General features: G+C 71.2%; 22 protein-coding genes. 5 read left to right on the top strand and 17 right to left on the bottom strand.

Features of this window, described 5'->3' with window-relative positions; all coding sequences use genetic code 11:
• Window positions 1-165: 165 nt before the first annotated feature.
• Window positions 166-1,518, bottom strand: a complete 1,353-nt coding sequence (locus tag M2271_RS22730; protein WP_280889136.1) for a 3-deoxy-7-phosphoheptulonate synthase class II — start codon at window positions 1,516-1,518, stop codon at window positions 166-168.
• Window positions 1,519-1,842: 324 nt separating this feature from the next.
• Here M2271_RS22730 and M2271_RS22735 point away from each other — a divergent pair, with 324 nt between their 5' ends.
• Window positions 1,843-3,738: an anthranilate synthase family protein gene (locus M2271_RS22735; RefSeq protein WP_280889137.1), complete on the top strand. Its 1,896-nt coding sequence runs from the start codon at window positions 1,843-1,845 to the stop codon at window positions 3,736-3,738.
• A gap of 137 nt (window positions 3,739-3,875) precedes the next feature.
• Here M2271_RS22735 and M2271_RS22740 read toward each other — a convergent pair whose 3' ends face one another.
• The 4 genes from M2271_RS22740 to M2271_RS22755 all read right to left on the bottom strand — a co-directional run bounded on the left by M2271_RS22740 (window position 3,876) and on the right by M2271_RS22755 (window position 7,738).
• A complete protein-coding gene (locus M2271_RS22740) occupies window positions 3,876-4,904 on the bottom strand; it encodes a 6-phosphofructokinase (protein WP_280889138.1) in 1,029 nt (342 codons plus the stop codon).
• 99 nt (window positions 4,905-5,003) lie between these two features.
• Window positions 5,004-5,696: a response regulator transcription factor gene (locus M2271_RS22745; protein ID WP_280889139.1), complete on the bottom strand. Its 693-nt coding sequence runs from the start codon at window positions 5,694-5,696 to the stop codon at window positions 5,004-5,006.
• Window positions 5,693-6,898, bottom strand: coding sequence for a DUF5931 domain-containing protein (locus M2271_RS22750; RefSeq protein ID WP_280889140.1), 1,206 nt, complete (start codon window positions 6,896-6,898; stop codon window positions 5,693-5,695). Before M2271_RS22750 ends, M2271_RS22745 begins: the two co-directional genes overlap by 4 nt.
• An 81-nt stretch (window positions 6,899-6,979) precedes the next feature.
• On the bottom strand, window positions 6,980-7,738 hold the full coding sequence (locus M2271_RS22755) for a lysophospholipid acyltransferase family protein (protein ID WP_280889295.1): 759 nt from the start codon (window positions 7,736-7,738) through the stop codon (window positions 6,980-6,982).
• 179 nt (window positions 7,739-7,917) lie between these two features.
• Between M2271_RS22755 and M2271_RS22760 the strand changes: the two genes are divergently transcribed.
• Both M2271_RS22760 and M2271_RS22765 read left to right on the top strand, forming a co-directional pair.
• The gene (locus M2271_RS22760) at window positions 7,918-8,697 is read left to right on the top strand and encodes an alpha/beta fold hydrolase (protein ID WP_280889141.1); all 780 of its coding nucleotides are present in this window, start codon (window positions 7,918-7,920) and stop codon (window positions 8,695-8,697) included.
• The gene (locus M2271_RS22765) at window positions 8,690-9,310 is read left to right on the top strand and encodes a hypothetical protein (RefSeq protein WP_280889142.1); all 621 of its coding nucleotides are present in this window, start codon (window positions 8,690-8,692) and stop codon (window positions 9,308-9,310) included. The genes M2271_RS22760 and M2271_RS22765 overlap by 8 nt, the downstream gene beginning before the upstream one ends.
• A 105-nt stretch (window positions 9,311-9,415) precedes the next feature.
• Here the strand turns inward: M2271_RS22765 and M2271_RS22770 are convergent, their stop codons facing one another.
• The 6 genes from M2271_RS22770 to M2271_RS22795 form a co-directional block, all read right to left on the bottom strand.
• A complete protein-coding gene (locus M2271_RS22770) occupies window positions 9,416-10,162 on the bottom strand; it encodes an endonuclease/exonuclease/phosphatase family protein (RefSeq protein ID WP_280889143.1) in 747 nt (248 codons plus the stop codon).
• 150 nt (window positions 10,163-10,312) lie between these two features.
• Window positions 10,313-11,266, bottom strand: a complete 954-nt coding sequence (locus M2271_RS22775; RefSeq protein WP_280889144.1) for an ROK family glucokinase — start codon at window positions 11,264-11,266, stop codon at window positions 10,313-10,315.
• 55 nt (window positions 11,267-11,321) lie between these two features.
• The gene (locus M2271_RS22780; protein WP_280889145.1) at window positions 11,322-11,819 is read right to left on the bottom strand and encodes a DUF5304 domain-containing protein; all 498 of its coding nucleotides are present in this window, start codon (window positions 11,817-11,819) and stop codon (window positions 11,322-11,324) included.
• Between the two features lie 91 nt (window positions 11,820-11,910).
• On the bottom strand, window positions 11,911-13,080 hold the full coding sequence (locus tag M2271_RS22785; protein WP_280889146.1) for an ArsA-related P-loop ATPase: 1,170 nt from the start codon (window positions 13,078-13,080) through the stop codon (window positions 11,911-11,913).
• Window positions 13,081-13,188: 108 nt separating this feature from the next.
• A complete protein-coding gene (locus M2271_RS22790; RefSeq protein ID WP_280889147.1) occupies window positions 13,189-13,632 on the bottom strand; it encodes an SRPBCC family protein in 444 nt (147 codons plus the stop codon).
• A 277-nt stretch (window positions 13,633-13,909) separates the two neighbouring features.
• The gene (locus tag M2271_RS22795) at window positions 13,910-14,665 is read right to left on the bottom strand and encodes a metallophosphoesterase (protein WP_280889296.1); all 756 of its coding nucleotides are present in this window, start codon (window positions 14,663-14,665) and stop codon (window positions 13,910-13,912) included.
• 372 nt (window positions 14,666-15,037) lie between these two features.
• Here M2271_RS22795 and M2271_RS22800 point away from each other — a divergent pair, with 372 nt between their 5' ends.
• Window positions 15,038-16,834, top strand: coding sequence for an AMP-dependent synthetase/ligase (locus M2271_RS22800; RefSeq protein WP_280889148.1), 1,797 nt, complete (start codon window positions 15,038-15,040; stop codon window positions 16,832-16,834).
• A gap of 19 nt (window positions 16,835-16,853) precedes the next feature.
• On the opposite strand, the gene M2271_RS22805 is transcribed toward M2271_RS22800, so the two are convergent.
• Window positions 16,854-18,440, bottom strand: coding sequence for a GMC oxidoreductase (locus tag M2271_RS22805; RefSeq protein ID WP_280889297.1), 1,587 nt, complete (start codon window positions 18,438-18,440; stop codon window positions 16,854-16,856).
• A gap of 284 nt (window positions 18,441-18,724) precedes the next feature.
• Entirely contained in the window at window positions 18,725-19,867 is a 1,143-nt protein-coding gene (locus tag M2271_RS22810) for a glycosyltransferase family 4 protein (RefSeq protein WP_280889149.1), read from the bottom strand.
• A 126-nt stretch (window positions 19,868-19,993) separates the two neighbouring features.
• On the opposite strand from M2271_RS22810, the gene M2271_RS22815 reads away from it, so the two are divergent.
• A complete protein-coding gene (locus tag M2271_RS22815; RefSeq protein ID WP_280889298.1) occupies window positions 19,994-21,226 on the top strand; it encodes a glycosyltransferase family 87 protein in 1,233 nt (410 codons plus the stop codon).
• A 169-nt stretch (window positions 21,227-21,395) separates the two neighbouring features.
• Here the strand turns inward: M2271_RS22815 and M2271_RS22820 are convergent, their stop codons facing one another.
• The 4 genes from M2271_RS22820 to M2271_RS22835 form a co-directional block, all read right to left on the bottom strand.
• Window positions 21,396-22,589, bottom strand: a complete 1,194-nt coding sequence (locus M2271_RS22820) for a hypothetical protein (protein WP_280889150.1) — start codon at window positions 22,587-22,589, stop codon at window positions 21,396-21,398.
• A 32-nt stretch (window positions 22,590-22,621) separates the two neighbouring features.
• Window positions 22,622-23,644, bottom strand: a complete 1,023-nt coding sequence (locus tag M2271_RS22825) for a C40 family peptidase (RefSeq protein WP_280889151.1) — start codon at window positions 23,642-23,644, stop codon at window positions 22,622-22,624.
• 203 nt (window positions 23,645-23,847) lie between these two features.
• Window positions 23,848-24,894, bottom strand: a complete 1,047-nt coding sequence (locus tag M2271_RS22830; protein WP_280889152.1) for a C40 family peptidase — start codon at window positions 24,892-24,894, stop codon at window positions 23,848-23,850.
• 209 nt (window positions 24,895-25,103) lie between these two features.
• Window positions 25,104-26,447 carry an NYN domain-containing protein gene (locus M2271_RS22835; RefSeq protein WP_280889153.1) on the bottom strand — a complete coding sequence of 448 codons (1,344 nt, stop codon included), beginning with the start codon at window positions 26,445-26,447 and terminating at the stop codon, window positions 25,104-25,106.
• Window positions 26,448-26,504 lie beyond the last annotated feature (57 nt).

Consider the following 26,504-nt stretch of genomic DNA (forward strand, 5'->3'; position numbering starts at 1 on the left):
GGGGGCTCCCACCCCGCCCCCCCCCCCCCTGCTGGGTCCCACCCCCCCTCCCCCCGCGGGGGGGGCCCCCCGGTCGGGGGGGGGGGGGGGGCGGCCGCCCCCCCCCCCCCCCCCCCACTCCATGCCCCGGTAACAGGCGAATCCGCTACTGGTCCCTGTACATCTCTACTGGTCCCTGTACATCTCGGCGACGAGGAACGCCAGGTCGAGGGACTGGCTACGGTTCAGGCGCGGGTCGCAGGCCGTCTCGTAGCGCTGGTGCAGGTCGTCGACGAAGATCTCGTCGCCGCCGCCCACGCACTCGGTGACATGGTCGCCGGTGAGCTCCACGTGGATGCCGCCCGGGTGAGTGCCCAGGCCCTTGTGGACCTCGAAGAAGCCCTTGACCTCGTCGAGCACGTCGTCGAAGCGCCGGGTCTTGTGGCCGGAGGCCGCCTCGTAGGTGTTGCCGTGCATCGGGTCGGTGATCCAGGCCACCGTCGCACCGGAGGCGGTGACCTTCTCGACCAGCTCGGGCAGCTTGTCGCGGACCTTGTCAGCGCCCATGCGGACGATGAAGGTCAGCCGGCCCGGCTCACGGTCGGGGTCCAGGCGCTCGATGTACTGCAGCGCCTCCTCGGCCGTCGTCGTCGGACCGAGCTTGATGCCGATCGGGTTGCGGATCTGCGAGGCGAACTCGATGTGCGCGTGGTCCAGCTGCCGGGTGCGCTCACCGATCCACACCATGTGCGCCGAGACGTCGTACAGCTGCCCGGTGCGGGAGTCGACCCGGGTCAGCGCCGACTCGTAGTCGAGGAGCAGCGCCTCGTGCGAGGAGTAGAACTCGACCGTCTGGAACTCGGCCGGGTCCGTCCCGCAGGCGCGCATGAAGTTCAGCGCCTGGTCGATCTCGCGGGCGAGTTGCTCGTAGCGCTGGCCGGACGGGGACGACCTCACGAAGTCCTGGTTCCAGGCGTGCACCTGGCGCAGGTCGGCGTAGCCACCCGTGGTGAAGGCGCGCACCAGGTTCAGCGTGGAGGCGGAGGCGTGGTACATCCGCTTCAGACGCTCCGGGTCCGGAACGCGGGAGGCCTCGTTGAAGTCGAAGCCGTTGACGGAGTCGCCGCGGTAGGTCGGCAGGGTCACGCCGCCACGGGTCTCGGTCGGCTTGGAGCGCGGCTTGGAGTACTGGCCGGCGATCCGGCCCACCTTCACCACCGGCACGGACGCGGCGTACGTCAGCACGGCGCCCATCTGCAGCAGCGTCTTCAGCTTGTTGCGGATCTGGTCGGCGGACACCCCGTCGAAGGCCTCGGCACAGTCGCCGCCCTGGAGGAGAAACGCCTCTCCCTTGGCGACGGACGCCATCCGGGCACGCAGCTGGTCGCACTCGCCCGCGAAGACGAGCGGCGGATACGACTCGAGGTCCGCGATCACTGCGCGCAGAGCCTCGGTGTCCAGGTACTCGGGCTGCTGCGCCGCGGGCAGGTCTCGCCAGGTGTTGCCGGCACTGGCGCTGGTCTTAGCGTTCACGGTCACGCACCCAACATTACGGGGTCGTGTCGACCGGTTTTCTCCCGGCCCGACAGGTGAGACGCGCTCCACAGACGAGACGCCCTCCGGCGCGGGCGCGCGTGGGGTACGGTGCGTCTCATGTTCGCGCATTCGACCCAGAACTGGTGGTGGACCGCTCATCCGGCGGCCCACTGACTGCGCGTACGCAAGACTTCGCGAAGGCCGCCCGAGGGGCGGCCTTCGGCGTTTCCGGGGTCGTTCCTCTCCATCGAATCCATCGAATCCATCGAACTGATCGAGTCCATCGAACTGTTCGAGATCGAACCGATCGAAAAGGAAGACCGACCCATGAACCTGACGGACCTGTTGCACGACCCCCGTCCGTTCGCCCTGCTGCGCCGCCGCACCCCCGGCCACGACGAACACACGGTCGAGCTGCTGATCGGCCCGGTCACCACGTACGACCGCCTGGCCGACCTCCCCGACGAGGGGCTCGCACTCGTCCCCTTCAGCCAGATCCGCGAACGCGGCTTCGACGTCCGTGACGACGGGACACCGCTCGCCGTGCTGACGCCCGAGGAGACCCGCACGCTGCCCCTGGAAGAGGCCCTCGCCCAGCTCCCCGCACACGACGTCCGCGTCCAGGACGGCGGCTTCGACGTGGCCGACGAGGAGTACGCCGAGATCGTCGGGCGGGTGCTGCGGGAGGAGATCGGACGGGGCGAGGGCGCGAACTTCGTGATCCGGCGGACGTACGAGGGCCGGATCCCGGGATTCTCCAGAGCCGACGCCCTCGCCCTGTTCCGGCGGCTCCTCGAAGGCGAGCGGGGCGCGTACTGGACGTTCGTCGTGCACACCGGGGACCGGACACTCGTCGGGGCCAGCCCCGAGGTGCACGTCCGGATGTCCGGCGGGACCGTCGTCATGAACCCGATCAGCGGGACGTACCGCTATCCCGCCGAGGGACCGACCCCTGAGCACCTGCTCGGCTTCCTCGCCGACGGCAAGGAGATCGAGGAGCTGTCGATGGTCGTCGACGAGGAGCTCAAGATGATGTGCACGGTCGGCGACATGGGCGGGGTCGTGGTCGGACCCCGGCTGAAGGAGATGGCCCACCTCGCGCACACCGAGTACGAGCTGCGCGGGAAGTCCTCGCTGGATGTGCGGGAGGTCCTGAAGGAGACCATGTTCGCCGCCACGGTCACCGGCTCGCCCGTGCAGAACGCCTGCCGGGTCATCGAGCGGTACGAGCCCCTCGGGCGGGACGGTGTCGGGCGCGGGTACTACGCCGGTGCGCTGGCGCTGATCGGGCGGGACTCCGGCGGTGCCCAGACCCTGGACTCTCCCATCCTCATCCGTACCGCCGACATCGCCGCCGACGGTGGGCTGCGGGTGCCGGTCGGGGCCACGCTGGTGCGCGGTTCGGACCCGGCGGGCGAGGTCGCGGAGACCCACGCGAAGGCGGCGGGGGTGCTGGCCGCCCTGGGTGTACGTCCGTCACGGCCGTGTGCGGAGTCCGTACGGCCCCGGCTGGCCGACGACCCGCGCGTGCAGGCCGCGCTCGACGGGCGCCGGGCCTCGCTGGCCCCGTTCTGGCTGCGGATGCAGGACCCGTCGGACGAGCTCGACGGCCACGCCCTGGTCGTCGACGGGGAGGACACCTTCACCGCGATGCTCGCTCACGTCCTGCGCTCCTCGGGGCTCACCGTCACCGTCCGCCGGTACGACGACCCCGGCCTGCCGGACGCGGTCCGCGCGCACGAGGGGCCGCTCGTCCTCGGCCCCGGCCCGGGCGACCCCTCCGACACCGCCGACCCCAGGATGCGGGTGCTGCGGGCCCTGGCCGCCGAGGTGCTCCGGGAGAACCGGCACGGCGTCCTCGGCGTCTGCCTCGGGCACGAGCTGCTCGCAGCCGAGCTGGGCCTGGAGATCGTACGGAAGGACGTGCCGTACCAGGGTGCGCAGACGGCGATCGATCTGTTCGGGCGGACCGAGACCGTCGGCTTCTACAACAGCTTCGTGGCGCGCTGCGACGACGAGGCGGCCGCGGAGCTGGGCGCGCACGGCGTGCAGGTGAGCCGCAGCTCCTCGGGAGAGGTGCACGCCCTGCGCGGGCCGGGGGTGGCGGGCGTGCAGTTCCACCCGGAGTCGGTGCTCACGCTGAACGGCGCGGTCATCGTGCGGGACCTGGTCCGTCGGCTGCGCGACACCGGCACGTTCTCGCAGCGGCGGCCCGGTAGGTAGTCGAGGGGCTGGGTCGAGGGGCTGGGTCGAGGACCGTCACTCCGGGCCGTGGGCCGAACATGCCGGGCCTGCCAAACATCCCGGACATGCGACCCACGGCCCGACCGTGGCGGCCCGACCGTGGTGGTTCGTGGGGCTCAGCCGAAGAACACCCCGACCTCCTCGTACAGTTTCGGATCGACCGTCTTCAGCCGGGCCGTGGCCTCAGCGATCGGGACGCGGACGATGTCCGTGCCGCGCAGGGCGACCATCTTGCCGAAGTCGCCGTCCCGGACGGCGTCGATGGCGTGCAGACCGAAGCGGGTGGCGAGCCAGCGGTCGAAGGCGCTGGGCGTACCGCCGCGCTGGACGTGCCCGAGGACCGTGGTGCGGGCCTCCTTGCCGGTGCGCCGTTCGATCTCCTTGGCCAGCCACTCGCCGACGCCGGACAGCCGCACATGCCCGAAGGAGTCCAGCGAGCCGTCCTTGAGGACCACGTCGCCGTCCTGGGGCATCGCTCCCTCGGCGACGACCACGATGGGGGCGTACGACGCCCGGAACCGGGAGGTCACCCAGGCGCACACCTGTTCGACATCGAAGCGCTGCTCGGGGATGAGGATGACGTTGGCCCCGCCGGCCAGTCCGGAGTGGAGGGCGATCCAGCCCGCGTGCCGGCCCATCACCTCGCAGACCAGGACCCGCATGTGCGACTCGGCGGTGGTGTGCAGCCGGTCGATGGCCTCCGTGGCGATGTTGACGGCGGTGTCGAAGCCGAAGGTGTAGTCGGTCGCGGACAGGTCGTTGTCGATCGTCTTCGGCACGCCGACACAGGGCACGTGGTCCTCGTCGGACAGCCGGGCGGCGACGCCCAGGGTGTCCTCGCCGCCGATGACGATGAGCGCGTCGACCTCCTGCTCGGCGAGGTTCTCCTTGACCCGGCGGATGCCGTCCTCCTGCTGGAGCGGGTTCGTGCGGGAGGAGCCGAGGATGGTGCCGCCACGGGGCAGGATGCCGCGCACCGCGGGGATGTCCAGGCGCACGGTGTAGTTCTCCAGGGGGCCTCGCCAGCCGTCCCGGAAGCCGACGAAGTCGTAGCCGTACTCCTGTACGCCCTTGCGGACGATTCCCCGGATGACGGCGTTGAGCCCGGGGCAGTCGCCGCCTCCGGTCAGTACTCCGACGCGCATGGAAGTGTCCCTTCGCCAGAGGTTGCCTGCTGAACGTCACGCTAATGGTGACGCAGGTCACTCCGGCGTGGGCGGGACTGTCAATTTGTCACTTTTCTGTCACTCGTCGTCAAGTCCGCGCTCTATGGCGTACCGCACCAGCTCGACCCTGTTGTGCAGCTGGAGCTTGCCGAGGGTGTTCTGGACGTGGTTCTGGACCGTGCGGTGGGAGATGACCAGTCGTTCGGCGATCTGCTTGTAGCTCAGGCCCTTGGCGACCAGGCGCAGCACCTCGGTCTCCCGCTCGGTGAGCTGCGGAACCTTGGGCTGGTCGGCGTCCGGGGCGGCGGAGCCGGGATCGGACGCCAGGCGCCGGTACTCGCCGAGGACCAGGCCGGCCAGACCGGGGGTGAAGACGGGGTCACCGGCGGCCGTACGGCGGACCGCGTCGACCAGTTGCTCCGTGGACGCCGACTTCAGCAGATAGCCGGTCGCGCCCGACTTCACGGCCTCCAGCACATCGGCGTGCTCCCCGCTCGCGGACAGCACGAGCACCCGCAACGCCGGGTTGGCGGCGACGAGTTCTTTGCAGACCTGGACGCCGGGCTTGGCCGGCAGGTTCAGGTCGAGTACGAGCACGTCCGGCGCGGCTGCCTTCGCCCGGCGCACGGCCTGGTCGCCGTCGCCCGCGGTGGCGACCACGTCGAAGCCCGACTCACCCAGGTCACGGGCGACCGCGTCGCGCCACATGGGGTGGTCGTCGACCACCATGACCTTGATCGGACCCTGCTGACGCTCGTCGCTGTCCGTCATCGCTTCGCCGCCTTCCCCTGTGAGGACTGTGTCTGCTTCGGTACCTTCAGTTCGACCTCCGTGCCCTGGCCGGGCACCGAGATCAGATCGGCGCTGCCGCCGAGTTCGCGCAGCCGGCCCCGGATCGACAGGGCCACGCCGAGCCGGCCCTCGCCCTCGGCCTGCGCGAGCCGGCCGTCGGGGATACCGGGTCCGTCGTCCCGGACGGTCACGATCACCTCGTCGGGCTCGTCCTCGACGAGGATCCACGCCCGCGCCTGCTCTCCGGCGTGCTTGCGTACGTTGTCCAGGGCGGCGCCGACCGCGGCGGCCAGCTCCCTCGCCGCGGCCGGGGGCAGCGGCACGGGGGCGCCGGGCTCGGCGAGGCTGACCTTCGCGGCAGCGTACGGGGCGAGCAGGGAGCGCAGGTCGACCGGCCCGGTGTCGTCGTCCGGCTCGTCGACGGTCCGTACGACGGCTCCCTCGGCCTCGTCCTCCGACACCCGGGAGACAGGGACCAGGCCGCCGGAGACCAGGGTGCGCAGGGCGACCTCCTGCTCGCCGGCCATACGGCCCAACTCGGCCGCCTCCCCGCCGATGACGGCGCCGCGCCGCTGCACCATCGCCAGCACCTGGAGCACGCTGTCGTGGATGTCCCGGGCCAGCCGCTCCCGCTCCCGGGTCGTCGCCTCGATCTCCAGGGCGCGGGCGAGGGTGCGCTCGGAGGCGCGGGCGACCTCGACGACGTACCCGATGGCGATGGCGGCGACCCACACCAGGATCACGTTGTGGACCGTGTCCCGGGTCGGGGCGCCGCGCTCGGCCAGGTTGGCGAGGGCGACGCCGGTGGAGGCGAAGGCCGCCCAGCGCCAGCCGCCCTTGAGGGCGAAGGCCAGCACGGAGCCCGCGGTCCATATCGACGGCAGCGTCGGACCGCCCTCCGCGATCCGCGCGGCTTCGTCGGCGACACGGGTGAGCAGGATGCCGGTGATCGCGATCGTGAGGTCGACGGCGAGGAAGCGCTTGGTGCAGGCCGCCGCGTTCGCGACCCGGGGAAGCGTGGCCAGGGTCCACACGAACAGCACGACATAGTAGGCAATGGCCACGCCCGGGCGGACGAACCCGTCGTAGACGGTGGCGAACAGGCCGACCGCGTACAGCATCGCGAGCACCCGGTACGCGGTGAGCGCACGCCACAGCGGCAGCTCGACCGACATCGTCATGACCCTCTCGCGCCTGGCCAACTCCCCCACCCCCCGATCCGGCCCCACCCTGATGCCGCGGCATCAGGGCCCGGACCGCCCCTAATCCGCCTGTTCCTTCTCGGCCTGTTCCTTCTCCGCCTGTGCCGCTGCGGCCTTCGCCGCCTTCTCCGCGTCCTTCTCGGCCTTCGCCGCCTCCGCGATCTGCCGCTTGGCGGCGGTCGCGTACATGTCGACGTACTCCTGGCCGGAGAGCTTCATGATCTCGTACATGACCTCGTCGGTCAGAGCGCGCAGGACGAAGCGGTCGTGCTCCATGCCCTGGTAGCGGCTGAAGTCCAGGGGCTTGCCGATGCGGATGCCCGGCCGCATCAGCTTCGGCATCACCTTGCCGGGCGGCTGGATCTTCTCCGTGTCGATCATGGCGACCGGTATGACCGGGACGCCGCCGGCGAGCGTCAGGCGCGCGAGGCCGCCGGGCTTGCCCCGGTAGAGGCGGCCGTCGGGCGAGCGTGTGCCCTCCGGATAGATGCCGAACAGCTCACCGCGCTGCAGTACCTCCAGGCCGCTCTTGATGGCTGCCTCACCCGCGCCGCGTCCGCCGGAACGGTCCACCGGGAGCTGGCCCAGCCCCTTGAAGAACGCGGCCGTCAGCCGGCCCTTCACGCCGGGCGTGGTGAAGTACTCGGCCTTCGCGATGAAGGTGACCTGACGGTCCAGGACCGCGGGCAGGAAGAACGAGTCGGAGAACGACAGGTGATTGCTCGCCAGGATGGCGGGGCCCTCGGCCGGAATGTGCTCCATGCCTTCCACCCAGGGCCTGAAAGCAACCTTGAGCGGCCCTCCGATGGCGACCTTCATCGTGCCGTACAACAACCGACTGCCTCCTGTGTCCGTGGATCAGACCTTAACCCGCAGCGTCATCGAAGGGACCGACGGCCCTGGTCGGTGTCCGTACGGTCGCGTACGGTGAAGCACACCTGGACTCGTTCACACCCTTCTCATGAATCCACGCCCTTCTCATGAACAGGAGACCGAAGGTGCCGGTCCTCCCTGGAGCCGAGCCGTTCCGCCACGAGGGCGGGGAAACGGGGATCCTCCTCTGTCACGGCTTCACCGGTTCGCCCCAGTCGCTGCGCCCCTGGGCGGAGTATCTGGCCGAGCGCGATCTCACCGTCTCCCTGCCGCTGCTGCCCGGCCACGGCACCCGCTGGGAGGACATGCAGCTCACCGGCTGGCAGGACTGGTACGCCGAGGTGGACCGGGAGCTGCGTGCCCTGCGTGAGCGGTGCGCTCAGGTGTTCGTGGCCGGCCTGTCGATGGGCGGCACCCTCGCACTGCGGCTGGCCGCCAAGCACGGGGACGCGCTCAGCGGTGTCGTGGTCGTCAACCCGGCGAACCGGATGCACGGCCTGGCCGCGTACGCCCTTCCGGTGGCCCACCACCTCGTCCGGACGACGAAGGGCATCGCCAGCGACATCGCCAAGGAGGGCAGCACCGAGCTGGGGTACGACCGGGTGCCGCTGCGCGCCGCGCACTCCCTGCGCACCTTCTTCCGGCTGGTCGACGGTGAGCTGCCGCAGGTCACCCAGCCGCTGCTGGTCCTCCGCAGCGCCCAGGACCATGTGGTGCCGGCGGCCGACTCCGCCCGCGTCCTGAGTCGGGTCTCCTCCACGGACGTACAGGAGATCGTGCTGGAACAGAGCTACCACGTCGCGACGTTGGACCATGAGGCGGACCGGATCTACGCGGAGAGCTACGCGTTCATCGCCCGGCTCGCCCCCAGCATCGGCAAGGAAGGGACGGCCGCCCGTGGCTGAGCACGACTCCGATCGCGAGGAGCGCGAGGACCGCGAGCCGGAAGAGCAGAACGTCCCGTTCGACGAGGACGCCGCGTGGGCGGCCATCGTCGCCGGGTTCGGCGAGGAGCCGCAGGACCCCCCGGGCACCAAGCCCTTCAAGTCGGTCGAGGATCTGGCGCTGCTGGAGAGCGAGACGAACGACGGCGGCCCCCAGGAGGCCGGGGACACCAAGCAGGCCACCAAGAAGCCCAAGGAGCCCAAGGAGTCCGAGCAGGAGAAGCCCGCGAAGCCGCTCGGCGGTTCCGTCTCCTTCGCGCCCGGGATCGGACCACGGGACCACAACACGCCGGAAGCAGCCGAAGAGGACTTCGAGGAGGACGACGAGGGGCACTTCGTACCGCCGGAGCCGCCGCCCCTGCCGACCGCCGACACCACCGCCAAGTTCGCCTGGCTGGGGGTGCTGGGCGGGCCCGTCCTGTTCCTGCTGGCGGTCCTGCTCGGCTGGGAGATGACCTGGTGGCTGACCACGGTCGCCATCGGCGGTTTCCTGGGCGGCTTCGCCACGCTGGTGATGCGGATGCGGGCGGATAACGAGGACGACGAGGATCCCGGGCGGGGAGCGGTCGTCTGACGCCGGACTCCGTCCGGCGGATACGCCTTGGGCCGCGGGCACCCGCAGCCCGGCCGGCACCGTGCGCCAGGCCGCGGGCACCCGCAGCGCGGCCGGCACCATGCGTCAAGCCGCGGGCACCCGCAGCGCGGCCAGCACCGGCAGGTGATCCGTCGCCCTGAGGAGATCGGCCTCGGCCACCCCCGGGAGCCCCAGCGGGACTCCGCAGCCGAGCACCTCGATGCCCTTCGTGGCGAAGATCGCGTCGATGCGTCGCTGGGGGGCGGTGCGTGTCCAGGTGTGTTCGCCGCCCCAGGGAGCGGTGGCCCAGCAGTCCTGGAGGCCTTCGGCGAGGCGGGCGAAGGTGCGGCCGCCGGGGTGTTCGTTGAGGTCGCCGCCCGCGATCGCGTGGTCCACGCCCAGGCCGGCGAGCCGGTCACGGAGCATGCCGCTCTGCTCGTACCGCTCGTCCTTCTGGAGCGAGAGGTGGCAGCTCAGCACGCCGACGCGGGCGCCACCGAACCGTACGACCGCGGTGGCGAAGCCACGCCGGTGCTGGCCGGGTGTGAGGGGAAGCAGGACGTCCTCGGTGCGCTCGACGGTCGCCCTGAGGGAACAGAGAAGCGCCGGTCCCGCGGCCGTACCGCCGCCGGCGAGGACCACCTGGCCGGAGGCCGCCGCGAGCCGGGCGAGCTTCTTGCGCCAGCGGAAGAAACGGGGGGCCTCCTGGATCAGGACCAGGTCGGGGGCGCAGGCGCTGATCACCCTTGCCAGCGCCTCGGTGTCGTCGCGCATGGAGCGGATGTTGTAGCTCAGTACGCGGATGAGAGCTGAACCGTCGGGGTCTGTGCGGGACTCTGGGAGCGGCGCCATGTGGATCAATTTACGCCCAAGAGCTCGGGGCGCGAGGGTTGTGCGCGACTACCGGTCTGTCGTGGCGTGTCGCGCCCACGCGGCGGATCCGCGTGTGTGTACAGCCCCGCGCCCCTGCGCAGGAACAGGTTCCGCGTCCAGCAGGGACCGTCACATGATCGGGTCGGGCTCTCGCGCCAGGTCCGCGGCGCCGACCATGCCTGCCTTGTTGCCCAGTTGCGCGGCGATCACATCGGCCACCGGGCGCCAGTTGCCGCCGACCAGCCAGCGCTTGTAGGACTTGCGGATGGGGTCGAGGACCAGTTCGCCCTCGTCCGAGAGGCCGCCGCCGACGATGAAGGCGGACGGGTCGAAGAGGGAGGCGAGGTCGGCGAGGCCGGCGCCGGCCCAGCGGGCGAGCTCGCGGTAGGAGTCGACGGCGACCGGGTCGCCCTGGCGGGCAGCCATGGAGATGTGCTTGCCCTCGATGCCCTCGGGGCTGCCGTCACCCAGGCCGAGGAGGATCTCCGCGTTCTCCGGGGTCGCGTTGGCGCGCTGTTTGGCGTACCGGACGAGGGCGCGGCCGGAGGCGTACTGCTCCCAGCAGCCCTGCGAGCCGCAGCCGCACAGCAGGCCGTCCGGGACCATACGGATGTGGCCGAACTCGGCGGCCACCCCGAAGTGTCCGCGGCGCAGCTTGTTGCCGATGATGATGCCGCCGCCCAGGCCGGTGCCGAGGGTGATGCAGATGACGTTGCGGTGGCCCTTGCCGGCCCCGAACTTGTACTCGCCCCACGCGGCCGCGTTGGCGTCGTTCTCCACTATGACCGGGAGGCCCACGCGGGCCTCGACCTTCTCCTTCAGCGGCTCCTGGCGCCAGTCGATGTTCGGCGCGAAGTAGACCGTCGAGCGCTGGCGGTTGACGTAGCCGGCGGCACCGATGCCCACGCCGACGATCTTGTGCCCGGCGCGCGCGCCGTCGACCGCGGAGGCGATGGCGTCCACGATGCCGTCGGGCGTGCCCGGGGTCGGCACCTGGTGGGTCGAGAGGATGTTGCCTTCCTCGTCGACCACACCGGCTGCGATCTTCGTGCCGCCGATATCGACGCCGATGGTGAGTCCCATGAATCCCTCAGTTTCGGTCGAGCCCCGCTACGGCCAACCGTACCCGAGGGGGGCGTCAGTCCAAGTCGATGCGTTCGCCGGGGCCGGGCTCGTCGCCCTTGCCGCGACGGGGTTCGTCGAGGTCGCGCGCGTCTCGCTCGGGGGTCGTCCAGCGCCGCTCCTGGGCCTGGACGGCCGACCGGTACGCGGCCAGCAGCTCGCTCCCCGCGTTGGCCAGATGGTCGAAGAGGTCCGGATTGCGCTCTATCACGGGTTCGACGGCGGCCTTGGCCTGCTGGACGACCTGCTTCACCACCTGCTGGGCGGCCGGACCGGCGACCGCCCCGAGCAGCGGGGACTGGAGGCCGGACAGCTTGTCCGCGACGGTGTCGACGAGTTTGCGCAGCTCCTCGGCGGCCGTGCCCGGAGGCGGCCCGTACTGGGTGCGGCGGCGGGTCTTCTCCGCCGCGAGGTCCTCGGCACAGGCCGTCGCCCAGGCGTCGGCGTCGGTCGCCCGCGCCTCGTCCACGGCCTCGCGCCCGCCCTCCTCGGACGGGGGGAGCTTTTCGCTCATGACGGACTCCTGACTACGGTTCGTCTCTACGACGTTACCCGAACGGGCCCGGCCGGTTCACGGTCTGCGGCCAGACATCCGGTGAACCGGTTCACCGGGTCTGGGGCCAGAGACCCGAGTCCGGCGCGAACCGGATGCGCAACTCGCCGTCGCGCAGGGCGGCCCCGGCGACGGTGCAGCGGCGCAGCGCGGACGGCAACGGCACGATCCGGCGGAACGGGCCCGCGCTGACGACGAGTTCGTCGCCGCGCCGGATCAGGTCCAGCTCGTCGCGTAGGGCGCCGGGCAGCGGGATGCGCCAGACCAGCACCCCGTCCTCGGCGAGCCGGTCGGTCACGGACCACCCGACGGTGGAGGTCGTGCCGTTGACCCCGGGGACGGCGAGCGCGGCGAGATCGTCGGTGCCGCGCGGGTCGTGGCCGCGATGAGCGACGGTCCGGACGTCGTACGGCGCCCGCCACTCGTCCAGGGTCTTGCGCTGCTGGGCGATCAGACCGGCCGACCAGGTGTCCTGCGCGGCCTCCGGCAGGACCCGGTTGGCCACCAGCACGTCGGGACGCAGGCCGCGCAGGGCGAGGGCGAGGCCGGCCCCGCGGACGGAGTCGGCACCGGCCGGGCCGGGTTCGGCGACCAGCCGTACGACGGTGTCGCGGTCGGCGAGCACCGCCTCGACGGCGGCGAGCTCGACGTCCCAGCGGGCGGCGGTCTCGTACAGCCATTCCGCGGGCATCGGCACGCCGGCCAGCCGGCCGAGGACGGGGCGCAGGGCGCGGGCCGCCTGCCGCTCGGGCGGGAGCAGTCGGCGCAGGTAGCGGCGGAGTTCCTCGGGGAGCGCGAACAGGGCGAGCGCCTGCGGGATGGGCGGGAGGTCGACGACCACGAGGTCGTGGGCCTCGGCGAGGGTGGCATCACGCAGGGCGCGGAGCAGGGAGAGCTCCTCGGCGCCGGGCAGGGGGGTGACCTCCTCGGGGTCCAGGCGGGAGGCGCCGAGCAGGTCGAGGGCGGTCGTCGCGCGGGACTGGAACGCGGTGAGGTCCTCGCGGAAGCGTTCGGCGGCGTCCGGGCGCCAGGCGGTGAGGTTCGGCGCGACCTGTCGGGGGGCCGGTCCCGTCGCCGTGCCCAGGGCCGCGCCGAGGGTGTCGGTGCGGTCCGCACCGAGGAGGAGGGTGCGGGTGCCCTCACGGGCGGCGGCGAGGGCGGTGGCGGCGGCGACGGTGGTACGGCCGCTGCCGCCGGGGCCCGTGATCAGGATGGTGCGCATGGGGGTGAACCGTAACGGAGGCGGATGGTGGGCGCGCACTGCCGGGTACCCGGCACGACCAGGTCCCCTACCAGCCAGGTCCCCTACTTCTTCCCCGACTCCACCCGCTTACCTCTTCCCCGACTCCACCCGCTTCTTCAATCCCGCCAGGGCCCGGTCGATGATGACCTTCTCCGCCTTGCGCTTGATCATGCCGAGCATCGGGATCTTGACGTCGACGGTGAGGCGGTACGTGACCTCCGTCGCCCCCGCGCCCGCCGACTTCAGGAGGTAGGAGCCGTCGAGGGACCGCAGCATCTGGGACTTGACCAGGGTCCAGGAGACCTCGTGGTCGCCCGTCCAGGTGTAGCCCAGGGTCTGGTCGTCCTTGATGGCGCCGGCGTCCATGACGAGCCGGACCTGCTCGGCGCGGCCCCGCTCGTCCGTCTTGAGGACCTGCGCCTCCTTCACCTCTCCGGTCCAGTCCGGATAGCGGGCGAAGTCGGCGATCACCGCCATGACCTCGGCCGGTGGCGCCTCGATCGTGATGCTCGAGCTGGTGTGTTCCGCCATCGCCGTGGCTCCTCCAGATACGGGCCGGTACTGAGGTCGTGCTGCGCACGTGTGTGCAGCGTGAAGGCTACCGCGCACGCGACCGGCCGACTTCACCCCATCCGCCCCGGTCACCGGGAAGCCCTCACCATCCACACGCTCACCATCCCGCGCTCGGCGTTCCCGTGCTCGGCGTTCCCGTGCTCGGCGTTCCCGTGCTCGGCGTTCCCGGCTCACCCATCCTCGCGCTCGACGTTCCCCCGCTCGCTCATCCCGCGACACTCATCCCCGCGCTCGCTCACCATTCCAGCGCCCACGGTTTCCCGGTCCCGGCGAAGTGCCCCACGTTCACGCATTCGGTCGCCCCGATCCGCATCCGCCGCGCCAACGGCTGATGGACGTGGCCGAACAGCGCGTACCGGGGCCGCGTGCGCCGGATCGCGTCCAGCAGCGCCCGGCTCCCCCGTTCGAAACGGCGTGCCACGGTGTCGTAGACCAGCTCCGGCACCTCCGGCGGGATGTGCGTGCACAGCACGTCGACCTCGCCGACCGCCTCGATCTTCGCGGCGTACTCCTCGTCGCTGATCTCGAACGGCGTGCGCATGGGGGTGCGCAGGCCGCCGCCGACGAAGCCGAAGACCCAGCCGCCGATCTCCACCCGCTCCCCGTCGAGCACGGTCGTGCCCGGGCCGGCGTACTGCGGCCACAAAGACGGTATGTCGACATTGCCATAGGTGGCATACGTCGGCGTCGGGAAGGCCGCGAACATCTCGGCGTACTGCTTGCGTACCGCCTGCTCGATCACCGCCGCCCGGTCTCCGCCGACGCCCGCCCACAGCCGGGCCCCGAGCTCGCGCGCCTCCTCGAAACGGCGGGCGGTGCGCAGCGCGACGATGCGGTGGGCGTTCTCCACGCCGAAGAGGTCGGGGAAGATCCCGCGCGAGTGGTCGGCGTAGTCGAGGAAGAGGACGAGGTCGCCCAGGCAGACCAGGGCGTCCGCGCCCTCACCGGCGCGAACCAGGTCGCGGGCGTTTCCGTGCACGTCGCTGACCACATGAACGCGCGTCCTGTCGTTACCGGGCGGTGTGGGTGCCATGTCGATCAAGCGTAAGCGTGTGCGGCATACGTGAACAGAGGCGGCGGAACATGGGGTTACTGGCCAGTCAGTTAGTACGTGGACTACTGTGCGCGAAGAAACCCGACACGAAGAAACACCGATCTGTATGACGCGGCGAACATCTCGCCGGGGCCCCTGCCGAAGGAGCCATACCGGCGGGTAACATCCGATCGGTCCAGTCGTACTCAGGTTTTCCACCGCGGCGCCCCCAGGCCCCGGGGTGAGGGCCCTGAGCACCTGCCCGGGCCGTGGACCGCACCGTCGCATCAGCAACGTCGTGGCGTCGGCGCCCTATGAGGAGCAGCAGTCTTGCGCGAGTTCAGCCTTCCGGCTTTGTACGAGGTCCCTGCGGACGGCAATCTCACCGACATCGTCCGGAGAAACGCCGCGCAGCACCCGGATGTCGCCGTCATCGCCCGCAAGGCGGGCGGTGTGTGGCAGGACGTGACGGCCACCGTCTTCCTCGCCGAGGTGCACGCCGCCGCCAAGGGGCTCATCGCCTCCGGCGTGCAGCCCGGCGACCGGGTCGCCCTGATGTCCCGCACCCGCTACGAGTGGACGCTGCTGGACTTCGCGATCTGGAGCACGGGCGCGATCACCGTGCCGGTGTACGAGACCAGTTCGCCGGAGCAGGTCCAGTGGATCCTCTCCGACTCGGGCGCCACCGCCTGCATCGTCGAACTGGACAACCACGCGGCCGCCGTCGAGTCGGTGCGTGACGGTCTGCCCGCGCTCAAGCACGTCTGGCAGATCGAGGCCGGCGGTGTGCAGGAACTCCGTCGCCTCGGCCAGGACGTCACGGACGACGCCGTCGACAAGCGCAGCTCGCTCGCCAAGGCCGACGACCCGGCGACCATCGTGTACACCTCCGGCACCACCGGCCGGCCCAAGGGCTGTGTGCTCACCCACCGCAGCTTCTTCGCCGAGTGCGGCAACGTCGTCGAGCGCCTGCGCCCGCTGTTCCGCACCGGCGGGTGTTCGGTCCTCCTGTTCCTGCCGCTGGCGCACGTCTTCGGCCGGCTGATCCAGGTCGCGCCGATGATGGCACCGATCAAGCTGGGCGCCGTCCCGGACATCACGAACCTCACCGGCGAGCTGGCCTCGTTCCGGCCGACGCTGATCCTGGGCGTCCCGCGGGTCTTCGAGAAGGTCTACAACTCGGCGCGGGCCAAGGCGCAGGCGGACGGCAAGGGCAAGATTTTCGACAAGGCCGCGGACACCGCGATCGCGTACAGCAAGGCGCTGGACACCCCGTCGGGCCCGTCGCTCGGTCTGAAGATCAAGCACAAGACCTTCGACAAGCTCGTCTACAGCAAGCTGCGCGCGGCGCTCGGCGGCAAGGGCGAGTACGCGATCTCCGGTGGCGCCCCGCTGGGCGAGCGCCTGGGGCACTTCTTCCGGGGTATCGGCTTCACGGTCCTGGAGGGCTACGGCCTGACCGAGTCCTGTGCCGCGACGGCCTTCAACCCGTGGGACCGCCAGAAGATCGGCACGGTCGGCCAGCCGCTGCCCGGTTCGGTGATCCGGATCGCGGACGACGGCGAGGTGCTGCTGCACGGCGAGCACCTGTTCACCGGGTACTGGAACAACGAGGCCGCGACCGCGGAGGCGCTGGCCGACGGCTGGTTCCACACCGGCGACATCGGCACCCTCGACGAGGACGGCTACCTCCGCATCACCGGCCGCAAGAAGGAGATCATCGTCACGGCGGGCGGCAAGAACGTGGCCCCGGCCGTGATCGAGGACCGCATCCGGGCGCACGCGCTGGTCGGGGAGTGCATGGTGGTGGGCGACGGGCGGCCGTTCGTGGGCGCGCTGGTCACCATCGACGAGGAGTTCCTGGGCCGTTGGGCGGCCGAGCACGGCAAACCGGCCGGCTCCACCGCGGCGTCGCTGCGTGATGACGCGGACCTGAAGGCGGCGATCCAGGCCGCGATCGACGACGGCAACGCCGCGGTGTCGAAGGCGGAATCGGTGCGGAAGTTCCGCATTCTCTCCTCCCAGTTCACGGAGGACTCGGGCCACCTCACGCCGTCGCTGAAGCTCAAGCGCAATGTGGTCGCGAAGGACTACGCGGCCGAGATCGAGGCCATCTACCAGAAGTAGCAGGCCTGCTGACGGAGTGTCATGGCGTGGTGTCCTCGGCGAGGACCCGCGCCATGTTCCGTTCGGCGAGCGCGGTGATCGTCACGAACGGGTTCACCCCGATCGACCCCGGCACGAGCGAGCCGTCGGTGACGTACAGCTTCGAATACCCCTTCACCCGGCCGTAGTTGTCGGTCGCCTTGCCCAGCACACAGCCGCCGAGCGGGTGGTACGTGAAGTCGTCGGCGAAGATCTTGTTGGACGAGCCGAACAGGTCGTAGCGGTAGATCGTGGAGTTGGCCGCGTTGATCCGGTCGAACAGCTTCTTCGCCATGCCCACCGAGACGGCGCTGTGGGCGGCGCTCCAGTCGAGCTTCACCGAGCGGGTCGAGGCGTCGTACGAGAACGACGCCCGCTGCGGGTTCTTGGTGATCGCCAGATACAGACTGACCCAGGTTTCCAGCCCCGCCGGCATCGGGGCGATCTCGGCGAAGACGGGGTTGTCGGTGTTGGCCCAGTCGTCGATGCCCATGACCGGAATGGTGGACTGGTTGGCGCCGACCGTGTCCCACAGGTGGTTGGCGCGGCCCAGCATCACGTTGCCGTTGGTACCCCACCCGGCGCCCACGCCGGCGTTCAGCGCCGGGAGCGTGCCCGTCTCCCGGGCGCGGACGAGGAGTTCGCTGGTGCCGACGCTGCCGCCGCCGAGGAACAGGTACGTACAGCCGTACTGCTTGGTCTCCACGACCTTGCCGGTGACGTCGATCCGGTCGGCGGTCAGGACGTACGTCCCGTCGTTCGCCCGGCTGATCCCGGTCACCTTCTCCAGGGTGTGGATCGTGACCTTGCCGGTGCCGAGCGCGGCGGCGAGATACGTCTTGTCCAGGCTCCGTTTTCCCTGGTTGTTGCCGTAGATGATCTCGCCTCCCAGTGCCGACTTGGTGGCCGTGCCGGCCGCCTCGCGCTGCATGTACCCGAAGTCGTAGACGTTGGGCACGAAGGTGGTCTTCAGACCCGTCTTCTGCGCGTGGGCGCGCGAGACCCGGGTGAAGGTGTACCACTCCGTCGACTCGAACCAGGCCGGGTCGACGCTGTTGACGCCGAGTGCGGAACGGGCGCGCGGGAAGTAGGTGTTGTACATCTCGTCGGCGTCGACGGTGGGGAACTGCTCGGCGAAGTACGACTTCAGCGGCGTGACCGCCATGCCACCGTTGACCAGGGAACCGCCGCCGACGCCCCGGCCGACGTACACGGACATGGCGTCGAAGTGAACCCGGTCCAGGACCCCGGGATACGCGCTGATGTTCCGGTTGACGACGTCCAGCCACAGGAACGAGGCCAGCGGGGCCTCGGTGCGGGTGCGGAACCACATGGACCGCTGGTCCGGGGCGGTGGTGGGGCAGAAGATCTTGCCGTCGGAGCCGGGGGTGTTCCAGAGCTGGCCCATTTCGAGCACGAGGGTGCGGATGCCGGCCTGGCCGAGGCGGAGGGCGGCGACGGCGGCACCGTATCCGGAGCCGACGACGATGGCGGGGGCGGTTTCGGCGGCGTCGGGCTCAGCCGCCCGGGCGGACTGGAGGCCGACGCGGGTGAAGCCGAGGGCGGCCGCGGTCTGCAGGGCGGCCATACCCAGCATGTGACGTCTCGTCAGCTGATGCTGCATCAGTTTTTCTGTCATGTTCGCAGCATGTGCGGATTTTCCGGTTCCGGCTAGGGGTCTTGTCGGCCGCAGACGCCATCTGTTGGGCCGGGCGCGCGGATGGGGCAGCTGCGGGTGGTGTGCGGCGTGCCGCGCCCACGCGTGCGGTGTACCGCACCCGCGCAGTGCGGTGTACCGCGCCCACGCGGCCGAGCCGCGGATCGACTTGGATCAACGCGGATCGGCACAGCCTCGCGCCCCTGCGGGGCGTCCTACAGCAGCTGCTTGAGCTTCTGTGCCAGCAGGTCCCAGCGCCACTTCTCCTCGACCCAGGCGCGTCCCCGCTCCCCCATCCGCCGCCGCAGCTCGGCGTCCCCGAGGAGGACGACGATCCGTTCGGCGACCTGCTCCACGGACCCGCCGGGCACCACCCAGCCGGTCTCGCCGTCGAGCACCGCGTCCGGGGCGCCACCGGAGTCTCCGGCGACGACCGGCAGCCCGGTCGCCGAGGCCTCCAGGTACACGATCCCGAGCCCCTCGACGTCGAGCCCGCCCCGCCGGGTCCGGCACGGCATCGCGAACACGTCCCCGGCGCCGTAGTGCGCGGGCAGCTCCGACCAGGGCACCGCGCCCGTGAAGCGCACGGAATCGGCGACCCCGGTCTCGTGGACGAGCCTGCGCAGTTCCTTCTCGTAGGGTCCGCCGCCGACGATCAGCAGGACGGCGTCCGGCTCGGCGGCCAGGATCCGGGGCATGGCCAGAATCAGCGTGTCCTGCCCCTTGCGCGGGACCAGCCGGGACACGCACACCACCACCGGCCGGTCGGTCAGCCCGAGCCGCGCCCGGACCTCGCCGCCGCCCGAGCCCGGGTGGAAGGTCTTCTCGTCGACCCCGGGCGGCAGTTGCGCCATCCGTCCGGCCGCGTCCGGTGTCAGCGCGGCGGCGATCCGGGAGCGCGTGTACTCGCCGAGATAGGTGATCGTGTCCGTGGACTCCCCGATCCGGCGCAGCAACTGGCGCGCGGCGGGCAGTTGCGCCCATCCGGCCTCGTGCCCGTGAGTGGTGGCGACCAGCCGCTCGGCGCCCGCCCTGCGCAGCGCCGGCGCCATCAGCCCGAGTGGCGCCGCCGCCCCGAACCACACCGACGTGCACCCGTGCTCCCGCAGCAGCCCGACGGCCCGCCGGGTCGCCCCGGGCGTCGGCAGCAACATCGTCGTGGAGTCCCGTACGACGGTGAAGGGCTGCTCGGCGTCGAACGCGGCGGTGGCCTCGACGCCCTCCCGGGAGCGCTTCCAGGTGGACGCGTGGACGACCAGCCGCTCGGGATCGAGCCGCAGCGCCATGTTGTGCAGGAACGCCTGGATCCCACCCGGCCGGGGCGGGAAGTCGTTCGTGACGACGAGAGTCTTGTGCATCGCCGCAGACCCTACCGAACCGCCCGCTCCCGACGGCCCCCGGCCGCGTTTATGGCACGCTCACAGAGGAGCGGGACATCATGTTCCCTTCACGTCGGAATCGAACGGCAGGGGAGCATGGAGCACGTGGGGACGACGGGCGCGAGGCGGTCACCGACCTGCCTGCTGCTCACCTGGGGCGTGACCAGGCTGCTGCTGTTGCTCTTCGTGTTCAAGGTGTACGTCTTCCCCGGCCCGGACGTCACCAGCGACGTGTCGGTCATCTACCAGGACTGGTACGACATCCTGCGCACCGGCACCTTCCCGCTGGACGACGTCACCTGGCAGTACCCGCCCGCCGCCGCCCTCGCGATCCTCTCCCCCGCGCTGCTGCCCGGCCTGGACTACGCCTCGGCGTTCTTCGTCCTCGCCTTCCTCGCCGACCTGGTCGTCCTCGCCCTGCTGGTGTACGCGGGCCTGCGCCCGGGCCGGCGGCTGCGCGGGGCCTGGGTGTGGGGAGCGGGCGTGCCGCTGCTCGGGCCGACCGTGTACGCCCGCTACGACGTGCTGGTCGTCGCGGTCGCGGTCGCCGCCCTGCTCGCGGGCTCCCGGCACCCCCGGCTGATGGGTGCCCTGGCGGGCTTCGGGGCGATGCTGAAGGTGTGGCCGGCCCTGCTGCTCCTGGGCGCCCGCAGGCGCGGTACCTGGGCCGCGGCGGCGGTGACCGTCTCCGGGCTGGCCGCGGTGTTCGCCGTCTCCATGCCCGGCGCCTTCGCCTTCCTGACCTTCCAACGCGACCGGGGCACCGAGGTGGAGTCGCTCGGCTCCCTCGTCTTCCATGTCGCCCGGCACCACGGCTGGGCCGGCGAGGTGCTGCTGAACTACGGCTCGGTCGAGTTCGTCGGGCCGTGGGTGACCTACGTGAGCACCGCGGCGCTCGCGCTGACCGGCATGGCGTTCGGCTGGCTGCTGCTGTGGCGGCTGCTGGCGACCCGGTTCGAGGCACACACCATGGCCGACGCGGCCTTCGTGGCGGTGCTGATGTTCACCACCACCAGCCGGGTGATCAGCCCGCAGTACCTGGTGTGGCTGGTCGGCCTGGCGGCGGTCTGCCTGTGTTTCCGGGACAGCCGGATGGGCGCGCCGGCGGGCATGCTCCTGGTGGCGTGCTTCGTGACGGTCCTGGAGTTCCCGCTCTGGTTCGCGCACGTCGTGGCGAGCGACCCGCTCGGCGTCATCCTCCTCAGCGTCCGCAACGTGCTGCTGGTCCTCGCCACCGTCACCGCCGCCCGCATCCTGTGGCGCGCGACGGTCCCGAAGCCCGGGCAGGCCCAGATCCCGGGTCAGGCACCCCGCACCAAGGAGACGTCGGCCTCCTGAACCACGCCTGCTGAACCACGCCTCCTGAACCACAGCCTCCTGAGCCACGGCCCACCGTCGCGGGCGACACCGGGCCCGGCGACGAAGGCGGCACCCGGACCGCCGGACCGCACCCGGCCACCTGCCGCCCCCGGCCGTCTCAGCCCGACTGCGCCCCCGGACAGCCCCCTCAGCCCAACTGCTCCCGCAGATAGTCCCGCCACTGGGCGGTGAACGCCTCCGGTGTCATGTCGAGGACCTTCTTCATCGCGTCCTCGACCGCCCCCGCCCGCTTCCGGTGCGTGCCCACCGTCCGGTAGAAGGCGCCCAGCCGTACCTCGCCCCACTGTTCGGCGATCATCCGGCAGGCCATCCAGCCGCCCTCGTACGCCCGTGCCAGATCGGTCGCGTTCCCGCTGAAGCCGAAGTCCTGGTCGGGCGGCAGCGCCGCGGGCACCTTGCCCGCGGACACGGTGTCCCGCAGCTCCGGCGCGGCCTGCGCGGGCGTACGGCCGCTGTCGCGGTAGCCGGCCCAGTCCGCGTATCCCTCGGACAGCCACAGCGGTGTCGCGGGGGTGGTGTGGGCGCGGGTGGCGACATGGGTGGTCTCGTGGGTGAGCACGACCTGTTTGCCGAGCGCGCCGAGGACGCCGTACGCGTCGGGGTTGACGATGATCCGGTCCGCGGGCGCCCGCGCCGGTGCGCCCGTCTCGCCGGTGGTGACCGCGGCGATCCCGCGGTACGCGGAGACGGGCGAGCCGAGCAGCCCCGCCATGCCCTCCAGCGACTTCGGTACGAGGACGACGACATGCCGGGACCAGTCGGTGCCCCACGCCTTTGACACGGCGGGCACGGCACGGTCCGCCAGGTCGGCGTAGACGTGCAGTGCCTCACCGGTCTGTCCGACCCCCAGGACCAGGCTGTGCTCCCCGCGGACGACGATCACCTCGCCCTGGTCCCACGGCTGCTGTGGGGACTTCCTGGCGGGCTGTTCGGCGTCCACGTACCACCGGCCGCCCGCGTCCAGGGAGAGCTCCAGGGTGCGGCCGACGGTGACGGGAGCCTGGTCGTAGCCCTGGACGCGGTAGCTGAGCTCGGCGTCGGCGGTGGCGGTGTCGCCGGTGCGGTGCAGGGCGGTGACCCGGTAGGACCAGGCGGCGAGCGGGACCGCGCTGAGGTTCTCGAACCAGCTCAGCGCTCCGGTCCGGACGAACGCCGCGCGGTCCCGGTCGAGCACCGCGGTCGCCCGCCGGTCGAGGATCTGCTGGAGGTCCGTCCGCGTGTGGTCGGTGGCGGGCCTGCCGCCGCAGCCCACCAGGGCCACGAGCAGTACCAGACACCACGCCACGGCTCCGCGTCCCGGCGCCCGCCCTCGTCCTGCCACGTTCCGATCGTACGGGGGACGTGGGCGCGCGGTCAGACCCGTGTGACGGTCGCTCCGGGGATCATGTTCACCGGGTCGTAGCGCACCGGCGCCCCGGGGTAGGGGGCGTGGATCACCTGGCCGTTGCCCATGTACATCGCGACATGGCTGGCGTCGTTGCGATAGGTGACCAGGTCACCGGGCTGGGCCTGGGAGAGCGGGACCTGGAGGCCGGCGAAGCGCTGGGCCTGCGAGGTGCGCGGCAGGGCGACGCCGGCCTGCGCGTACGACCACTGCATCAGGCCCGAACAGTCGAAGCCGGAGGGGCCGTTGGCGCCCCAGATGTACGGCCTGCCGAGCGCGGCCCGGGCCGCGGCGACGGCGGCCGCCGCCCGGGCCGAGGGCGCCGCGGCACTCCCGAGGTCGGGCAGGTCCGCGCGGCCGGAACGCGAGGCCCGGTCGTAGGCGGCCCGCTCGTCGGACGGCAGGGAGTTGAGCAGCGCCCGGGCCTTGGCGAGCTTCGCCTCCACAGTCCGTTTGTGGGAGGCGACGGCCTTGCGGCTCTTCTCCAGTTCGGCAAGCCTGCGGCCCGTCTCGGAGCGCTCCTGCGCGAGTTCGCGCATGGCCGACTGGAGGCTCTTGAGCTTCCCGGCCTGGTGGGCGCTGATCCGGTCGAGGACGGCGGCCTTGTCGAGGTAGTCGTCCGGGTCGTCGGAGAACAGCAGCGCGAGGGACGGGTCGAGGCCGCCGGAACGGTACTGGGCGCCGGCCAGCGAACCGAGCGCGTCCCGCAAGGTGTTGATGCGTTCCTGCTGGCGGGCGATGCGGTCCTGGGCGCCGCTCACCTCCTCGCGCAGCGAGGCGGCGCGCTCGTCGGCCTTGTTGAAGGCCTCGGTGGCGGCTTCGGCCTCCTCGTGGAGGCGGTCCACCTCGGCACGGGTGTCGTCGTGCGGTGCGGCGACGGCCGAGGTGGCCGGCAGGACCCCGAGGGCTGCGGCCGCGGCTGACATGACACAGAGCGCTGCACTGGCGCCCCGGTCGAACCCGGACGGTGCAAGGCGGCGATGGGACCCCACGGGAAGCCGCACTCCTTCCGCTGGCGGACAGGGAAACGCGGCAGACAGTAGCCCGGCGGAGGGGGCCCCACCAACGACCTCCGGGGTACCCGAACGCGACGCCCCGCCTATGACGCAGGTCATGGGCGGGGCGTGGGGTCATTTCATGTCGTGGCGATTCGCCCGTTCGGGCGGTGCGGTGTCCTGATCTTGAACCGTCCGGGTCAGACGCGGACGCCGAACATGAACGGGCCGCCGATCGTGCTCATCGACTCGTAACGGACGACCGTGCCGGTGCGCGGCGCGTGGATGATCTGGCCGTTGCCCGCGTAGAGACCGACATGGTGCAGGTCGTTGAAGAAGAACACCAGGTCGCCGACCTTGAGCTGACTCTGGGAGTAGATGCGCTGACCGATGGTGGCCTGGGACTCCGAGGTGCGCGGGATGCCGATGCCGGCCTGGGCGTAGGCGTAGGAGGTCAGGCCCGAGCAGTCGAAGGAGGCCATGCCGGTGCCGCCGTAGAAGTACGGCTTGCCGAGCTGGCTCTGGGCTGCCGAGAAGGCGGCCGCGGCGCGGCCGGAACCGGCGGAGGCGGGGGTGTCAGCGAGTTCCACCCGCTCGGTCGAGGCACGACTGGCGCGGTCCTGCTGGGCGGAGAGGGCGGCCTTCTCGGCGGCCGTCATCGAGTTGAGGAGCTTGTTCGCCTCGGCCAGCTTGCTCTGGACCTGCTTCTTCTTCTTGGCCAGTTCGGTACGGGTGGCGGCGAGGTCCTGGAGCTTCCCGGACGCCTCGGAGCGGTCCTGGGCGAGCTCCCGCTGCTTCTCCTGGATCTTCCTCAGCGCCTCGACCTGCTGGTCGCTGAGCTGGTTGGCGGTGGACGCCTTGTCCAGGTAGTCGTCCGGGTTCGACGACAGGAAGAGCTGCAGGGAGGAGTCGATGCTGCCGGTACGGTACTGCGCGGCGGCCGCCAGACCCATGGAGTCGCGCAGCTCGTTGAGGTCCGCCTGGCCGCGGGCGACGTTGTCCTGGATGGTGGAGATCTCCTTCTGGAGCTTCTCCTCCTTCTCCGTGGCCCCGTTGAGCTTCTCGGTGGCCGCCTCGGCGTCTTCGTAGAGCGCGTCGACCTTGGTCTTGACCTCGTCCTTGCTCGGCTTCTCGCTGGGCGCCGCATTGGCGGCGTTGGCGCTGAAGGCCACGGCAGCGGCGGCGGCAGTGGTGAGCACGGTCACCCGAGTACGGCTCGGCTGCTTGGGTCGACGATGGGACGCCACGGAGGTGAACTCCTTCTTTTGAGTGATCACCCGCTCAGAGGTTCGAGCCGACCTTAGTGACCTTCTTGTGATCAGTTCAAATCCTCACACGAAAAATATCATCACACCCTGCATTCTTTGCACTCAACCCACAGGAAGTGACGCCGTGTTGACGCTACGTTGCGTGACCATTCCGCCAATTCAGGCGTTAAACCTCTACGTTGACGGATTCAGGACAGCCGCTTGAGAAGCACCACAGAAGCGACCGGCCGGGCTCCCGCCCGAGCCACTCCGTCGGCCACCTCGCGGTCGGTCGACGCGACGATCACCGGACGGCCCGGGGGCTCCGCGCGCACGAGCTGGCGGATCAACTCGTCGGCAGTGACACCCGGTTTGGAGAACAGCACCCGCACCCCGCGCGGCGGCGCCAGCAGCACCGGCGCGGCCAACTCGGCCCCGTCGAAGACACAGGTCACCTCCGCCCCGGTCTGCGCGGCGAGCTGCGAGAGCTGACCGAGGAGCCGCAACCGCTGCTTCTCCAGGGGCATCTGGGGATAGCCGGTCTTGGTCACGTTGTAGCCGTCGACCAAGAGATGGGCCTGGGGCAGCGCCAGCAGTTGGTCGAGGATCGCGGGGTCGTTCTCCGACAACGCCCGCGCCGCGATGTCCTTGGGGGTCATTCGCCCCGGTTCGACCGCGTCCACGGTCTCGGCCGGCCGCACGGAGACGGGCGGCAGCGCCAGCTCCCGCCGCAGCCCCTGTGCCGCGTCCAGCAAGGTGTCCAGAAGCAGCCGTACGCGCATGTCCTCGACGCTGCGTCCCTCGCGGGCCGCCCGACGCGTGGCCTCCAGGGCGGCCTCCGCCTCGGTGAGGCGGGCCTTCAGCCGCCGCGACTCGCTCTCGACGGCGGAGATCTGGGCCTGCCCCTCGGCGCGCGCGGTCTCCATCTCGCCGTGCGCCTTGCGCAGCGCGGCCTCGCCGCGCTTCACATCGCTCAGGGCGGCGCGCAGCTTCCGGTGCAGCGAGTCCGCTGCCTTCCTGGCCGAATCCAGCTCACCGCGCAGCCGCTCGGTCTCGGTCCGGGTCTGCTCACGGGCCCGGTCGAGCTCCTCACGCAGCCGCTCCAGCTCGGCCCGGCTCTCCTCGTCCGCGCGCTCGGCGTCGGCCCGCTGGGCCTCCTCGCCGGCCGCGGTCACCAGCTTCACCCAGCCCGTGGGCCGCAGTACGTAGGCCGCGGCCGCCACGTCGAGCGGGTCCGCGGCCGGGGGCGGCGAGCCGGAGTCGAGGGCGCCGGAAAGTTCCGGCTGGGCCTCCCGGAACTTCTCGCCGATGCGCTGCCGGAACAGCGGATCGGTCTCCAGAGCGGCCGCCATCGCGTTGCCGGCGAACTTGGCCCGCCGGTTGGGCGCGAACCGGGCGTACTGCCTCAGCTGCGCGGGCAGCTCGCCGACGGTCAGCCCGCCGAAACCGTCGGAGACGATCTGTACGACCCTGCGGCGCACGCCGTCGGGCAGCGGACGGTCGAGCACCTCAGCGGCGCCGTCGCCCGGCCCCCCGCCTGCGGTCTCCACCATCGTCACCCCAATGCCTTGCGGGACCCTCCCCCACTCTCGACTTCGCTCGAGCGGGGG

It is taken from the genome of Streptomyces sp. LBL (assembly GCF_029893585.1).
Lineage (GTDB): Bacteria > Actinomycetota > Actinomycetes > Streptomycetales > Streptomycetaceae > Streptomyces.